Annotated in this window: 10 protein-coding genes; 3 read left to right on the forward strand and 7 right to left on the reverse strand. The window is 58.0% G+C overall.

Annotated elements, in window-relative coordinates; genetic code table 11:
* Window positions 1-69 precede the first annotated feature (69 nt).
* The gene (locus PQR08_RS00880) at window positions 70-1,605 is read left to right on the forward strand and encodes a hypothetical protein (RefSeq protein ID WP_238294217.1); all 1,536 of its coding nucleotides are present in this window, start codon (window positions 70-72) and stop codon (window positions 1,603-1,605) included.
* A gap of 292 nt (window positions 1,606-1,897) precedes the next feature.
* Here PQR08_RS00880 and PQR08_RS00885 read toward each other — a convergent pair whose 3' ends face one another.
* The 5 genes from PQR08_RS00885 to PQR08_RS00905 all read right to left on the reverse strand — a co-directional run bounded on the left by PQR08_RS00885 (window position 1,898) and on the right by PQR08_RS00905 (window position 9,658).
* Window positions 1,898-3,436: a hypothetical protein gene (locus PQR08_RS00885; RefSeq protein ID WP_250486839.1), complete on the reverse strand. Its 1,539-nt coding sequence runs from the start codon at window positions 3,434-3,436 to the stop codon at window positions 1,898-1,900.
* 108 nt (window positions 3,437-3,544) lie between these two features.
* Entirely contained in the window at window positions 3,545-3,862 is a 318-nt protein-coding gene (locus tag PQR08_RS00890) for a hypothetical protein (RefSeq protein WP_238294213.1), read from the reverse strand.
* A gap of 341 nt (window positions 3,863-4,203) precedes the next feature.
* On the reverse strand, window positions 4,204-6,450 hold the full coding sequence (locus PQR08_RS00895) for a hypothetical protein (protein ID WP_250486838.1): 2,247 nt from the start codon (window positions 6,448-6,450) through the stop codon (window positions 4,204-4,206).
* A gap of 4 nt (window positions 6,451-6,454) precedes the next feature.
* Entirely contained in the window at window positions 6,455-7,618 is a 1,164-nt protein-coding gene (locus tag PQR08_RS00900) for a hypothetical protein (protein WP_238294210.1), read from the reverse strand.
* A gap of 291 nt (window positions 7,619-7,909) precedes the next feature.
* Window positions 7,910-9,658 carry an SIR2 family protein gene (locus PQR08_RS00905; RefSeq protein WP_250486837.1) on the reverse strand — a complete coding sequence of 583 codons (1,749 nt, stop codon included), beginning with the start codon at window positions 9,656-9,658 and terminating at the stop codon, window positions 7,910-7,912.
* A gap of 50 nt (window positions 9,659-9,708) precedes the next feature.
* Here PQR08_RS00905 and PQR08_RS00910 point away from each other — a divergent pair, with 50 nt between their 5' ends.
* Window positions 9,709-11,601: an ATP-dependent nuclease gene (locus tag PQR08_RS00910; protein WP_250486836.1), complete on the forward strand. Its 1,893-nt coding sequence runs from the start codon at window positions 9,709-9,711 to the stop codon at window positions 11,599-11,601.
* On the forward strand, window positions 11,594-13,003 hold the full coding sequence (locus tag PQR08_RS00915; RefSeq protein WP_250486835.1) for a UvrD-helicase domain-containing protein: 1,410 nt from the start codon (window positions 11,594-11,596) through the stop codon (window positions 13,001-13,003). Before PQR08_RS00910 ends, PQR08_RS00915 begins: the two co-directional genes overlap by 8 nt.
* Before the next feature lie 152 nt (window positions 13,004-13,155).
* Here the strand turns inward: PQR08_RS00915 and PQR08_RS00920 are convergent, their stop codons facing one another.
* The gene (locus PQR08_RS00920; RefSeq protein WP_238294205.1) at window positions 13,156-14,064 is read right to left on the reverse strand and encodes a LysR family transcriptional regulator; all 909 of its coding nucleotides are present in this window, start codon (window positions 14,062-14,064) and stop codon (window positions 13,156-13,158) included.
* Between the two features lie 97 nt (window positions 14,065-14,161).
* Window positions 14,162-15,154: an inositol 2-dehydrogenase gene (gene iolG / locus PQR08_RS00925; protein ID WP_238294203.1), complete on the reverse strand. Its 993-nt coding sequence runs from the start codon at window positions 15,152-15,154 to the stop codon at window positions 14,162-14,164.
* Between the last annotated feature and the right edge of the window lie 305 nt (window positions 15,155-15,459).

Below are 15,459 nucleotides of genomic sequence, written 5' to 3' on the forward strand. Positions count from 1 at the left end.
TTTCTAATGTATCCCTTTATGTATTGGGCGCCCTCCACCTTCGCAGTTAAAAATTGAATCGACCGATTTATGCCGAATGTCGTCGAATTTATCGTCCCCAAAGCAAAAAAAGCTGCATTGGATTTCACGCTGAAGCCGGCCGATTTCCGTGCTCAGTTTGGACCAGCCGCTCCGCCGACTTTGCCATTGCCTAGCCCATCTCTTAGCAAGCCGCAACTATTAGCTGACGCTTTGGATTGTGGATACGGTAGAAACATTCCTCCAATGCCCAGCCTTTCTGCTGCTGAGCAAAGCGCGCTTCAGAAGCACCTCCGAACTCAGCTGAATTTGACACTCACGCTTTTAAAGCAGTCTCAGCCACCTCTCGGCGATTGGGTACTTCGACCGTTCGCGCCGATACTCGAAAAGACCGCTAAAACGACGGACTCTTTTGCACTGGGGATGCTGTATGCGCGAGTCGCTACGCGGCTGTGGGGCCAAGCTCGCGGCTTTGGCAGTATCGTAGAGTTCTGGCACTACGGTGTACTGGCCAGTAATGCGGCAAATTTTATGTCGGGAGTTCTGTGGGAGGAAGAAAACCCAGACTTTCTGGTTAAGTTCGCCAACGGACTCTGGGCTTGCGTAGAAGCGAAGGGGGCGCTGAGCGACAAAGACAACGCCGTTTTGAAGAAGGGGTTATCCCAAGCTTGCAAGTTAGCAGCAGTAAAGTGGCAGCATGGTAGTGCAGCGACTCCATCAATCGTTTATCCGGCGGAGCATGCCTGCTCGATGACGTACTTTGAGCCCACAAGCAATGCCCTGCAGGTCATGTTCATGGACCCTCCCGCAGAAGCCGTCGACGCACCGCCGGAGGAGCCCAAGGGTCCGCGGTTATTCAAAGACGGAGGTGATTTTCTGCGCTGGGCACAAGCTCTAGAGCAGTTTGAAGATTTGGCAAGCTCGTCTGACGCACCAGTTCCCGTGGAGCTGCAGCGATTGGGGGCGCACCGATTCGATTGGGCATCCTTCCCAGGTGAGCAAGACATGTGGGTCGGAATCCCCAGAAACATGCGTCAACATTCGGAGCAGTTGAATTCAGCTTTAGTCATCCTTGAATGGCTTGTTCCCTATCTAACTCGATGGAGGCGGGAACCAAGCGTTACGGTCAGGGGCGTCAATAGAAGGCTTTTGAACATGGCGCGTTACGCAGCCAGTCGAGCGAATGCTCCCACGCCGGGATGGTCAGACTCCGAGGCATACTTGTGGAGCCGCTTGGCGTTGTTCCTTAACGGATACAGAGAAGGAAATGGGGAGGTCTTCCAATGGTCGGACGTTCTCCGCGATATCTGGCGATGCGACTTGCTCCCGGGCTTAGATGCGGATTTGGACGTACCTGCCGACAAAAAAGGAACGTTTAATCGCCTCTGGAACGTGTTTGACCGAACAGCCCGGCGCGAACGCAGATACTGGCAAGGTCGAAGCAACCTGGAGCGTAGAGACGCGGCGAGCGCTCCTTTCGCTCAGACCTCTCACGGGCTACTCATCGTTAGCAGACGTTGGGCCTTGGTGGCAAATGAGAGTCCTCCTCGCGGAAGAAATCGTTCGTTGAATCGACTAGATGAGTAGATTGTGAGATAAAGAGCTGATAGCAAACGTCTGGCAAGTGGTCAGCCACTGGCGCGGAGACTTCGAGGAACACCGTTTGGCCCCATATGATATCGAGGTGGTCTCAAGCGCGTTTCGGCACATTGACGACCTGGCAAGTCGTGCGTTGCGTCGAAAGCTGCCATGATTCCCAGCAACATCTCCGTGTACCCGTGCTATCGATGTCACCAATGCGCTACACGCGGGGCTCTCGCACGAGGCACCACCACTCTGCAAAATGACCTATGTGGAAAAGTCGCCCGTGAAGTGCGCGTCACGCCGCTGAGGGAGCGGTGTCGAAACCGCAGTGCCTGAAAATTGCGGAGCGAGCGTCATCCATGATTCCGCTCTCCTGGACATCCTCCGGAAACGCAGAAAGGTCCACACGTTTGTGGCCGCACAATATACTGTGCGTAATGTTTGCGACGAGCGACCAGAAGATTAGGCAGTGGGACGCCGCATGATTCAGATGGAAGTAGATGTGCTTTTCTTCATCGGACCACAACGGCGGAAGGACGATGGAACTTCTGTCTCTGTCGTTGCGCAGTTCAGTAAGCCAACCGCGGTCGAGAAGGTATTGCGGAGAAGGTAAAACGAACAACGCTGGCAGTGATTTGCGCAACTCCATTGCGTTGTTTTGCCACGTCCTCTCCACGTCGGCCAAAGTGTATTTGGCCAGAATCTCGCCCTTGTATGTCAGGTCGTGAATGGACGGCAGGCCGTCGCAGGCTTGGAACTGTTCGTTCGCGATGGTCATCCCGGCACGACGCAGCACCTCCGCTTGAAACTCTCCAATCTCTTCGTGCTTCGCATTAACGGATAGCTGCGGAAGACCATCGGCCGCTTCACAGAGCACAACGAACCGCGACGGCGGATACACTCGCTCAAAAGCGTTGGCAATAGGCCCTCCGCTTAAAGCTGCATCATGGATTTCTTCGAAGGACGGATGTAGCGATAAATCGGCGATTGCGCAAAAGACAGCCATGCCGCGAATCATGTCGCGCTTCGCAGATGAGGACACGGAAGCTAAATGCCTAATCCCAGCTCCGTAGTGTGTGGTGGAGATTGACTGGATGGTCTGGCTGATGCGCTGCTGCAGCCAATCGCCTTGGTCAATCTTCTGGTAAAGGCCGTAATAAAGAAGCTGGTTGGCGGATGCGAATCCTTCAAGCAAGTCGTTGGTCTTGATTTTCTGGGACATGATTTTTCGGAGCGTCGCTTCTTCATCGTCGGAGCTAATTGGCACAGACTGCCGCCACTCATCAACGGGAGAGTCACTGAATGCCACTCTGAGAGCTTCGCCAGTGCGCAGCCGTTTCTTCACAACTTCGTCGGGCTGCTCAAATACAGATTGTCCGAGCTGCAGATTCCACCATTGGCTTCTAAAGCCTAGGAAGACCTCTTGCCGGCTGTATTCCGGCTCTTCCGCTAGCACAGACTTGGACGTCCTGATGAGAGGCAGCGCAGAAACGCTCGCAAAGCGTCGACTGAAAAGTTGCTGTATCAGCTCGGCACCAGCGGCTCGAGGAAAACGCTTGAACAGGTCCAGTTGTCGGCCGCGCAGTCTTGCGAGAAACGCGCCGATACTGGTTCCATGGCCTTGAATCCAGTGAGCGAGCTCGTGCTGGATGACGGATTCAACTTCTCGCACATCAGAAGGTTGGTCTTGCAATCCATCCTTCGCGTTCTGCGCCCAAGGACGGATGCGCTCCTTATTGAAGCCAAGATACTGCGAATGCGGCGAATAGAAGCCGTCTCCTGCAGCGGACCGAAGCGAGACTCTGGCGACGAGCGGCGACGGTTTGTATGCCATAGCGTGCCGCGCGTTGACGCGCTCGCTCCCTGAGTCGTCGTTCAATCGAAGACGAGCCCGCCAACGTGCCTATGAATCCGTGGGGAGTCGTCTACCCAGGCTACCCTTCTAGCCTTCCTCTTCGTCGGTTTTCTGCTCGACCTCTATCGACCTGTCTCGCGCAAGCTCCTTCAGCTTGTTGTACGCAAAGAGTAGGGTTTCCTGGGCAGCTTTCGTGATAACGGCTGTGATGATGATGTCCACCACATTGATGTCACGGAGAGGCTTGCGTGAGACCAGCGCTTCCTCGTCCTCATCCTCGGCAGGCTCAGCCTCGAGATGAACGTCCGGATAGGCCTCGCGAAGCGCCTCGAGGACGGCCTGCACGTCGATTTCAGCTCCCTTCAGCTGCCATTTTTCCGACACAGTGGCTTCATCATCGCTCATGCTGCAACTCCGCTGTTTAGTCGAACCGTCCAGCAATCCTGAACGAGACTTCTCGGATTTGCAAGCGACCGCCGATGAGAAATTTGGTCACCATTACGGGAGCGAGCTCCGGCGGCTGCGGAAAGAAATGGCAATTCATCGGTTGCCCGGGTGTATCTTTAAACACAGACCGACTGCCAATCAGCAGATGTTTGCGGCCCCAACTGTACGCAGCTGCCGAAAAGTCTCGAATTCAGCTTGACACAGCATCGACGGGCGCGTCTTCGGTGGTCGTGCCCTTGCGTACGCGACGTCCTGACGCCACGCCCCAGCCCGGGAAGTTGCTCTGTGCCGCCGCCTGCCTAGGCGAAGTCCTGCAAGTTCTCAATGACTCCAGCCAAGTCGCGAAGGTACGACGGTAATGCTTTGTCCGTGAATCGAGCGCTCAATTCTTGGAGGTGCCTGTCGGCCAGGCGCATCCTGCGTGTGGCCAGCGCCAACATGAATTCCGGAAGAGCTCCACCGCCGCCTTCGCCCCACGCTTCAAGCTCAGCGTCGATAACGTTGAACACTGCGGTACTGCACTCGTCGTCCACCGAGTACAGAAGTTCGGACGGACTCGCGGCACGTAGGAAAGCGGCGCGAAGAACCGCATCGTTGTAGTTCTCGAAGTTGGACGGACAGACCAGAACGTGACCGTACACACTGGACGTACCCAGTGCGCTACCCAACGGATTCGTCTTCTTCGCGCCCAAGCCTTGGTTATCCGCACGAACGCACGCAAGCATGTTCGACACGACAGCGTATATGTCAGCCTGCGAGATGCACTCGCGACGGTCTTCTGTATCCAAGTAGACGAAATCGCGGGCGATTGCCAACGCAGGTCTGCAGCCACTGAAGAACAATCCGTCTTTACTTGTTGCCGACGCATCGAGTTCTTGCAATCGAGCATCTAGCTCTGCCGGCAGCGCTTTCTCTTCGCTCATGCGCTGCAGTAGGTTGTACTCGTCCTCCCATGCGGTTGCCGACGGCGCAAGCACTGGAAGCATGAAATTGAGCGCGGAACGCACGGTGAACGTGTCGCGGCCTCTTTCGCCGTAGCTCAAGAACATCTCGAGTTCATCCAGTGCTTGACGAGTCTGGGCAACGGTAATGGCCGAGAGGTAGGCAACAGCGCCGCCTGGGACCAGCGTACGCATGCGTGCGTTGATTTCACGAGCGTGCGCGTGATTGCTCAAACAGCCGAAGACGACTAGCGCACCTCCCCCTGAAACGCTCGGCAGGCCCTCGAGGGAGCGAGTCACCGTAGCGGCTCCGACGACGGCTTCCAGCCTCGCTTCCGCGACCAGCTTCGCGAATCCGTCATCGGAGATGCCGACGAGCATGACGTAATCCAGAGGAGCAGGCGAAAATCTGCGCATCATGCGGACAAAATCCGTTCGGAGCAACTTGTCCGCTTCGAGGAGCCGCTCACCGTCGATTTCAGTTCCCGCAGACCAGACGGAAGGTCTGAAGCGTGTTACATCCAGGCGGCCTGTTCGGGCGAGTCGCTCTATGGCCTTTCTCGCATCCGGCGGTTGCGATGAACTGCGAACTGCCAGTCGCCTCACAGCCCGCTTTTCAAGCAGGAATTGGTCGCCCTCGAGTTGGGCAAGAAAATACCCGGCATTGCAATACGGGCAATTCGCCGCCTGATGGTTGCTGATTGGCGTATAGCCGTACAGACCGTCGTTCCGATAGGTCAGGTTACAGACAATTATGCCGTTGTACTCCGTAGCGCCCGCCTCAAGATAGAAAAGCGTGACAATGCGGTCCTCGCCGGCCTTGATGCCGGTGAGCCGTTGCGCCAGCCCACCTGAGGTCGAGGCAGAAACGAGGAACAAATCCGTCGGCCGCGTGCGCGGCAGGTTCTCGACCCCACCGTAAGAACTGAACGACTTCACGGGCGGCTGCTTCTCCCACAGTTCGTGCGTGATGGCCATGCGCGCCATCGCAAACGCCACGGCGATGATGGGGGCCGTGTCGACAAGAATGCGTGAAGGTGCCTTTCCGGTTGTCGCAGCAAGGGCGAAGAACGCGACTACGGCGCACGCCTCTGACGTCAGAAGCGGCGCACTTGCTCGCAAAAATTTGTTGGAGTGCCGGCCCGACAGCTTCCCGAAATGCACGCCGGGCGGTGCCTCCACCAAACCCCCTCCGCGGTGAAACAGGTCAAACAACCATCCGCTCGACAGTTTCGAGTTGAGCACTTCGGGCTCGCCCGGCGTCGCCTCTTCGTCGCTGTATTCGAACGGTGTCGCCAGAACTTGAAACTTTCCTGCAGGCTCCTCGCGGATAGACAGAAGACGAATCTTCCCTCCAATCCCTTCGAAGTAGCGACGGGCGCGCGCCACTGCTACGCCGCCCGCAATCAATCGAACTATCTCATCCGTCGCAACGAATGGCGCAAGCACGTAAATGTCTGCGGTCGCCGGATGCCGGTCGAAGATATTCCGAACGTCCTCGCTCAGCGTCGATTCGGTGAAGTCATACTCGTCATAGACCAGAAGGCTGGCTTCGCCCTCATATGCGTCTCGACGAAATCTTGTTGTTAGACGAAGCGCGCTCATGCTTTCAATGCAGGGGAACGATTACTCGGATAGACGAACCCACCAACAGCTCATGCCTTGTCGGGACCGTGACGATGCGCCGCTCAACGTCGAGGAGTTGCGGCTTGGGCATGCCGGGGCGTGTGAGCGATGTGGCGGGCTCCATCTTGAATTTAAGGTCGCCCTCCATGAAAGTGCGATACCCGAAGATTCTTCCTGTACGAACTTCGATTGCGCCTCGCAGCAACTGCAGTGCACGCAGAACCTCGTAGAGTCCCATGCCACGGTGCCCTGGCCTAAGGTCTGTGATACCCGGTTCGTAGTGGCGTTCAAGGCAGGCATGAACCACTTTCCATTCAAGGTCGAGCGGAACATCGTCCTGAATCGGTTTCCGTAGAAACGACGCGAAAAAGCCTGGGCCGGAATCGAAGATGGACAGCTCGAATGCGTCTATCTTTGCGGCTTCCTCGCCAGTGGCCTTCTTCGCAGGTTTATCGAGCTCTATCCGCTTCAAGACGATGCCTCGAATGCCGTTCTTCCGAATAGGAAGACCGGATAGCTCTGTTTTGCCATGTGTGTCGGAGTTCTCAAAGAGCTCCGACACAACCGTGGCCAGAGCAGAACTCCATTTGACTGCGGTCGACGTTGAAAAGTCTGTGCCTGCCTGCAGGGCGACCAGCTCTTCAAGTAAGGATTCGAAGTCATCACGGGCAATCATCCGGCCGCCATTGCCGTATAAATCCGGCGGCGTGCCACGCCCCCGACTGTCGGCGCAAACCACGACCTGCGTATCGGAAAACATGTCCGTCTTCAGGCGCTGTTTGAAGAGTCTACGACGTGCAGTCTCTATATCGGCGCTCGCCTGTTCCACATCCATCCCTTCAATCGAGTGATGGGCGTCTTCCAGCGTAATTGCTACCGCCAGCAGAGGAAAAAGGGACGGCGACGCGAGTACCCGCTTTGCAATCTGCGCCCCCCAGCGGAAATGGATATCGGCGTGGCGACTCAGAGTGAGCAGACGTTGAATGGCCAGCACCTCCGACCGCGCGACATCGTCGGCCATATCGGATTCGAAGCTGTCGGGTACGGTAATCTCCGCGGTCGTGTCGTGAAGGACGACGTCGCGCTCAAATCGTTCGCCAACTAGGTCGAACGGCAATCGAAAAGCTAGCAATCGAGGCTCAGCCATAGTGGACTTACTTGTGAAGAAGATTTCGCAAGTCGGACGTTGCGTTTGCGGTCTGACGGAGCTCTGTGAAGCCTCTCGGCGTCTTCGCCGTCATTCAGACCTTGATGGTAATCGCTTTCACCAGCGAGATGTGGGTTTCCGTGCCAAGCATGAATCTGCGAGTCACGGGACTTGCTTCGCCCGACAGCGGCCTCGCCATCCATAGCGAGCGAGCATGGGGACCGCAGTCGATATGTCCGAGCCGGCTACTCTGTACGTTGGACTAGCGCGATGGGCGACGAAGTCGAGAGGTCAGCCGTAACGGATTCTGGTCAACGCAGTTCGCATAGCGACGATTGCCGCCTTGCACGCCTTCGCATCGTTTCCGAACAACGCAAGAGCTACAAACGGTGACTTACCTCCGAGCGTCGTAAGGCTCTCTTCGATTTCACCAAAAATCCGCTCACGGTTTTTTGCGCTGTTGATATAGCGACCGGGCGGAAACCACCCGCCGAACTCGATATCACCTCTCTCCGCGCGGGTGTGCTGACAAGCCAAGCCCGCCAGAATTTCCACGACGTCGAAGTGCATATCGAACTCCGACTGAGATGTGAATTCGTGACCCACCTCGGTCCAAAGGGTTCGATGCATCCAGAGGCTGACCGGGACACGATGGCGTGCGAAATCCTTGAGCAGCTTCGCCGAGTCTTCCTCGGCAAAGAAACTTGGAGGCAATGCAACTGTGACGGGGGTGTCGTAGCCTCTTACTTTCACCTCGCCGTCAAATAGGGGGCGCATTGCGACCATGTTGTCGCCTAGCGATGCGCCAAGGAGCGCGGCGTAGGTAAGCAGGGTCGTAGGATAGTGCTGGAAGTCTATCCACGCGGGATATCCATCATGTCGTCGTATTGCCTCTATGCGCTCGCGTGCGCGCCGCAGCACGAGGGCGTTATCGCTGGTTCCCCATCGACCAACGACCGTCGCCACACCGACCAAGACTGAGCAAAGCGAGTCATAAGAACGGACTCTGGCCGTCACCGAGTCGACGTTCGGCATGGTATTCGTGTCCGCAAACGGGCCGTCTCGCAGTTTGGCCGCGAGGTCGTTCGCCAGCCCATCGACGAGGTCAGAGTAGCGGATTCGATGCTGCGGCTCGCTCAGGAAGCGCTTTGCCGACGCAACAGCGATGTCCTTAGAGAGTGGATGCGGTTTGTCGAACTCTTCGATGGACTCGATTTTCGAATGCAAGTCGTCGAAGAAGCTGTCCGCATCGCTAATCGGTAGAACTTGGCCGTAGCGCCCAGCAATCAGGTCACGTGCGGCCTGACCCGGTTCGCCTCTAGATGCCCAGTACATTGAGTAGCGGCGCGAGGGAGCGCGCTCGATACTTGCCCGCAAAGCTGTATCCCAATCGGCTGACCAACCGCAGGTCAGGACGCCGAACTCGTCGAATACTCGGTCCAGGAATCTGTTCATCTCCGCCGCATACTCTTCGAGCTCGGTCGGGGTGTTTCTGATGCGTGTGTCGAGGTAATCGCCATGCACCTTTACCACGCAACACCCGAGGTGAGCGAAAGGCGGAAGCCCTGCCAATTGGTCCGGTCCGCTCACAACGATGGGAGCAATGCCCTCGTCCTGGAGCGCGCGCTCGGTGAGCCGGTCGAAGTTCGTCGTGACGATAAGCCTCACGTAGCCAGCGCGCACGAGTTTCGCGATAGCTCGATGAGCCTTGGTCGGCATCTTCGCGCCGTCTTCGCGCTCTTGCTCGGTCGGCTCGAAGTAGCTCCGCAGGAGCGCTTGACGCTCGTTGGGTGTCTTCGCAACAGCGTCGAGCAACTCACCGTAGTCGGGCTGGCGTCCAAATCTCTCGACGTACCACGCAGCGGGGTCCGGCTCACAATTCGCGTTTTCCAGCCGTGCAACCTTTCTCACCAATTCGAGGACGATTTCCCAGCCGGTTGGGATACGCGATGAGCGCGAGACTCCTGAACCGAGTAGAAGCGCGTAGACGCCTCTGTTGGACTGCATGGAGAACGCGAGCGAGATGATTGGGTCGAGCAAAGCTGCTCTCCTTTGCCGTGGACGGAAATTTGAAGTTTACAGGGAGCTCGATGACAGCGCACCTGGTCTACGAGGTAAGCGGCAGGCGCCGAAAGCTGATTTTGGAACTCGGCGATTTAATCGTAGCCATCCACCTCGTCACAGTTCGTTGCGTTCGCTTTTGTACAGTAAACCTATATAGTCGTTTGCGACATAAACCTGTATCCGAGCAGAAATCGGGCGGAGACACCGAAGTGCATATTGCATCCATCTACATCAAGAACTTTCGAGGAATCAGCGAGTTGTTGTGGACGCCCCAGCCCGGCGTCAATTGCCTCATCGGTCCAGGGGATAGCGGGAAGACGACGATTCTCGATGCCATCGATTTGCTGTTCACGGAACGGCATAACGTCTCCATCGACGACCTCGACTTTTTGGACGCGTCGCCCGTCAACCACATCAGCATCTCTGCCGTCATCGTGAACCTTCCCGATGAGCTCCTGCGTGATAACAAGTATGGGCTCATGCTCGGCGGGTGGAATTCTGAGGCGAACGAGTGGCGGTCGGAACCGGGGGAGGCCGAAGGGTTCCGACCGGCGCTGACGCTCAAGTTGGACGTTGACGAAACCCTTGAGCCGGTCTGGTATATCCCAAACCATCACGACCCGGACGACAAGACGAGACGCGTGCGATATTCCGACCGCAAGCAGATGGCCCCCGCCCGCCTTGGTGTCTACGCGGACCGCCATCTGTCATGGGGGCGTGGTTCGGCTTTGTCACGGGTCGGGGAGCATCCGGAGCGCCTCCCAGCCGACCTGAACGAGCTGCTACGCGCCGCGCGCGATACGTTCGCCGAGCGCAGCTCGCATACTTTCGCAGACGTGATTGAGGTTGTCGTACCTGATATTGCGCGCTTGGGCGTGGAGATGAGGAATCGGCTCGCCGCGAACCTTGACCACACGAGCTTCTCCACCAACGCCAGCGGAGTTGTGCTGCATGACGGCAACGTTCCTCTCCGATGCATGGGTACCGGTTCTTCACGCCTTGCCGTTGCGGCGCTTCAGAGTGCCGAGTCAGCAGGCCGCAGCATCTTTCTAGTCGACGAACTGGAATTCGGCCTCGAACCGCACCGCATCTCCCTGCTCGTTAGCCACCTTCGAAAGCGCGTAGAGAGTAGCGGTCAGGTCTTTTTAACGACCCATTCGACGACGACCTTGCGCGAAGTCCGGTTCGACGAGGTGTTCGTGTGCCGCCGAGACGCCCGGAATGGAAAGGTCACGATGGTCGCGGTCAGCAGCAGCGTCACCCCGGTGCTATCCGCGAAACAGTACGTCCGCGACAAGGGCGAGGCGCTTCTTGCTCGGTCCATTCTCGTGTGCGAGGGGCAGACCGAAATTGCGTTGTTAAAGGGATACGCCGAAGGCACAGACAGGCCATTCCAAGCGAACAACGTCGCGCTCGTCGACGGCGGAGGCTCATCGGCCGCAGATGTGGCTGTGCACTTTCGCCACCTTGGTTATCGCACCGGTCTGCTCACAGACAGTGACATCCCGCCGAGTGCCGCACAACAGGCTGCTCTCGACAAGGCTGGTGTTCACCGCTTCGAGTGGGGTGACAACCGTTGCACTGAACAGGAACTGCTCCTCGGCACGCCCGTCGAGACTCGTCGGTTGCTGCTCCGGCTGCTGGCGCGCGAGAACGGCGAAGCACGAGTCATCGGTGAGATTTCCACGATAGCGAAGATGAAATTCGAATCGCTGGAGCAGATTGAAGGTTACCTTGGTGACGCAGAGAAGCTGCGCCAGATAGGGAAGCTTGCACATGCATCGAAATGGATGAAGCGCGACTACGACCTTTGCTTCGAGATTGGGAAGTCGTTGCTTGCGCCTTGGAGTCTTATCGGCGGTGGTGATACGGACGACCACATCACGCATATTTTCAGCTGGTTCGACGGCAATGCTTGAGGCCACCGTAGCACAGATGATGGCGTCGCGCGGCGGAGCCATTGAGGCGCCAGCCGGCACCGGCAAGACCGAGCAGATTGCGCTGGTCGCACGACATGTGCCGGGCCGATGGCTCATCCTGACGCATACCGTGGCGGGAGTCGACGCAATCCGCAGGCGACTTCGCCGTCTTAGCGTCCCCGCCGACAAATGGCAAGTTGATACACTGTCGGCATGGGCTCATCGGTACGCGATGGCATATCCGGATGGCTCGGGCCTTGCTCGGACGTGGAGTGCCCGCGACCGCGATTGGCCGGCGGTCATTCGTGCGGCCGCAACTCTTATTGAACGTGGGGCCATCAATAGCGTCCTTCGTGCGTCGTACACGGGCGTACTCGTCGATGAGTATCAGGACTGCACGCGCGACCATCATCGCCTCGTCTGTGCTTTGGCAGGGGTCCTTCGGTGCTACGTGTTCGGAGACCCGCTGCAGGCCATATTCGGTTTTCGCGCCGAAGAGATGGCTGACTGGGACAAGGACACTCTCACCCGGTTTCCGCTGGCTGGCCGACTCGAGACACCCCATCGATGGATAGCGGCAGGAAACGCGGAGTTGGGGAATTGGCTCATCGCAGGCCGCGCTGATTTCCGCGCCGGTCGATTCGACTTTACCCGTGCTCCCGAGTCGGTATCGTGGACACGGTCCGAGCAGAAAGCAGGGGCGAACGAACTCGCCCAGCATTGCTCCGTCCGGATGGAGGATGGGCATACGTTGAGCGTGCTTCACTCCAGCGTGAGCGACACACGACGCGCCGACCTGGCAAAGCTCATCCGTGCCACCACTGTCGAGCCGGTGGGCGGTCAATCTGAGCGTGAGTTTTATCGAGCACTCCGAGACCTTCAGGGCATGAATCGCATGGAGGCGGTGCTCACGCTCGCGGGGACCGTCTACAGCGGCGCGGATGTCTCGGGTAAGCGAAAGCGGGTTGACACCCTGCTCAAGAATACAAACCGTATGCGAATTCCAGCGTCTCCGGCCGAGTTGGCACTTCGAGCCGTCGCACAAGGCAACTCGCTGCGCAGCGTCGCCGACTTCTTCTCCTGTTTGGAGCGGGAGTTCGGGGTCACGGTGGTTCGGCCCGAACTGTCTTATTGCGTCGGCGCCGCGCTCCGGCATTGCATCGAGCATCCCGATGTCCACCTCGACGACGCCGCCTTTCAAATTGCGAATGCCCGTCGTGAGCGAGGCCGCATCATCCGAAATCGCTCGGTCGGCAGCACGCTGCTTGTGAAGGGCCTAGAGTTTGACCACGTCGTCATCACGCCAGATGCCTGCACCTCTCGGCAAAACTGGTACGTGGCGCTGACCCGCGCGAGTCGTTCCGTGAAAGTGCTATCGCCGAAGGCACGCTTCACCATCTGAGCTGTCAAAGAGACTTCTTCTTGGGTTACGGATAAGGCCTTGTAGTCGGGAAGAAGCTCTTTTCTCCTCTATAGCGTAAGAGATTTAAATGTGACCGTTTGCTTGCGGAGATGCCATCGCCTTCATTTGCGTACCTGAAGAGTGAGGGGCCGTTAGTCCAATCGACCTTGTTCGCCCAGTTCGACGAGCGTGTCGACCACATGACGTACCTTTGGCCGCAAATGCGCCACCTTCGGCCAAACGGCATGCACGTCAATGAGTTCGCTCGAGATGTCGTCGAGCACGGAGCGCAGCGCTCCAGATTCTAGGTGCGGTCGGAGTAGTGACATCGGCATCTGGCAGAGGCCCAGGCCAGCAAGTGCCGCCTCGACAATGGAGTCGCCATCACTTATCTGATGGGTTCCTGGGGGTGAGATGCGCTTCCCCTCACCGTTGACGTGTACTCGCCATGACAGAGGTTGCCCACGTCGGTATCCGACGATACACGAATGGGCCTCGATATCTTCAAGCCGGTTCGGTGTCCCGTGCTGTCCGAGGTAGGCAGGCGACGCCGCAATCACCATGCGCTGCCTGGACAATCGGCGCGCGACGAGGCCGCTTGAGCTTTGAAGTTCACCAAAACGGACAACAAGGTCGACGCCTTCCTCAATCGGGTCGATGAGATGGTCCGAAAACGTCATCGTGAACTGCAGGTCGGGATTCTTCCTCGCGATGTCCAGCAAGATTGGAACGAGTATGCGGCGCCCAAACGCTGCCGGCATGTCGATGCGTAGCCGACCGACAGGACGATGAAGTTCCGGTCCGAGCGCGGTTTCTGCCGTGGAAATTTCGTCGAGCGCGGAGGCGCACGCGGCGAAGTAGGCCTCGCCATCGGCGGTGAGCGAAATGCTTCGGGTTGTGCGGTGGAACAGCTGAGCGCCCAGGCGCTCCTCCAGCTTCGCTATCGCTTTCCCTACAGCGGATTTTGTCAGCCCAAGTTGCTCGGCGGCGTCCGTGAAACTGCGCGAACGTGCCGCCGTGACGAAGATAACAATCCCACTGAAACTATCGACCTGCGCCATGACCAGCCCTATTGAAGAGTTTGATTCCTCATATAAGGCGGCAAGCCGGCCATTGTCAACCGGGAGTGACCAAGCGGAGCACGAGGTGCCTGTGCCATCAGATTTTGACCGCGCAACCCGAATTGGCCGCCTCGATGGCCGCGTTTGCGATGCGCAGTGCGCGGATACCGTCCCTAGGCGTTGCCGGCATTGGTGCGTTCTGCTCGAGCGCCGTCAGGAAACGGTCGAGCTCGACTCTGTACGAGTCAGCGTGTCGCTCGAGGAAAAAGTTGAGGAGCGGCTCGCGCGCCTCCGTCCTTTCGCTCGTCCAGCGACGCAGGCTCGATGGGCGATGATTCTCGTTCAGTAGCATGCCCTTCGAACCGAAGACTTCAACACGCTGGTCGAAGCCGTACACAGCCTGACGCGAACCGTTGATATGGCACTGCTTGCCCGACGCCGTACGAAGCAACACCATCACGCTGTCGTAATCCGGAAGCTCTTCAAGGCCCGGGTCGACCAGACGGTTACCCATTGCCATCACCTCGACTGGGTCCTCGCCGAGCATCCAGCGAGCCGTATCGAAATCGTGGATGGTCATGTCGCGGAAGATGCCGCCGGAGTGGCGAAGATATTCGCGCGGAGCAAGACCCGGGTCGCGGCTGGTAATGATGACCTGGCGGACGTCACCGACTTCGCCTTCATCGATAGCCTGCTTCAGGCGCATTGCGTCCGGGTCAAATCGGCGGTTGAAGGCGAGCATGACCCGGCCATCGAGGCGCTCAATTTCCTCGACAGCCGCCAGTGCGCGGTTGATATCGAGGTCGATGGGCTTCTCGCAAAGCACGGGCTTGCCCAGCCGGACGGCCTGCAATGTCAGGTCGATATGGGTGTCGGTGGGGGTCCCCACAATGACGGCATCGACGTCCTCGCGGTCAACGACGGACTTGCAATCGAGCGAAGCATCGCAACCGAGGTCAGCCGCAAGTGCCTCGACAGCATCCTTGTACGGGTCTGCAACGGCGACGAGCTTCGCTCGACGGTCGGCAGCAACGTTGGCGGCGTGGATTTTTCCGATGCGGCCTGCACCGAGAACGGCAATTCGTAGCATTTGAGTCTCCAATTATTCGTCGACGCATCAACGTGCGTCGACTGTTCAAACCTGCTTTAAGAAGCCTAGGACGTCCGTCGTCGACTTGTATTTGCCCGTGTCTTCACCGGTGCCGGTGCTCCCAACCAACTCTCGTGTGGGTCAGAACCAGCGCCGTCAGCGAGTTGTCTGCTTAGACGTAGGATGTCGTCGAGGCCGAAGTCCTGGACATCGGGAAGCCGGTCGCCGCGCGCCGCGGCCACCGCTATTGCAATGCGCAACGCGTTGGAGCGCTCACGCATCAACAATTCCAGCGCTTCAACGAG

The sequence above is a fragment of the Caballeronia jiangsuensis genome, from assembly GCF_046030135.1.
Lineage (GTDB): Bacteria > Pseudomonadota > Gammaproteobacteria > Burkholderiales > Burkholderiaceae > Caballeronia > Caballeronia jiangsuensis.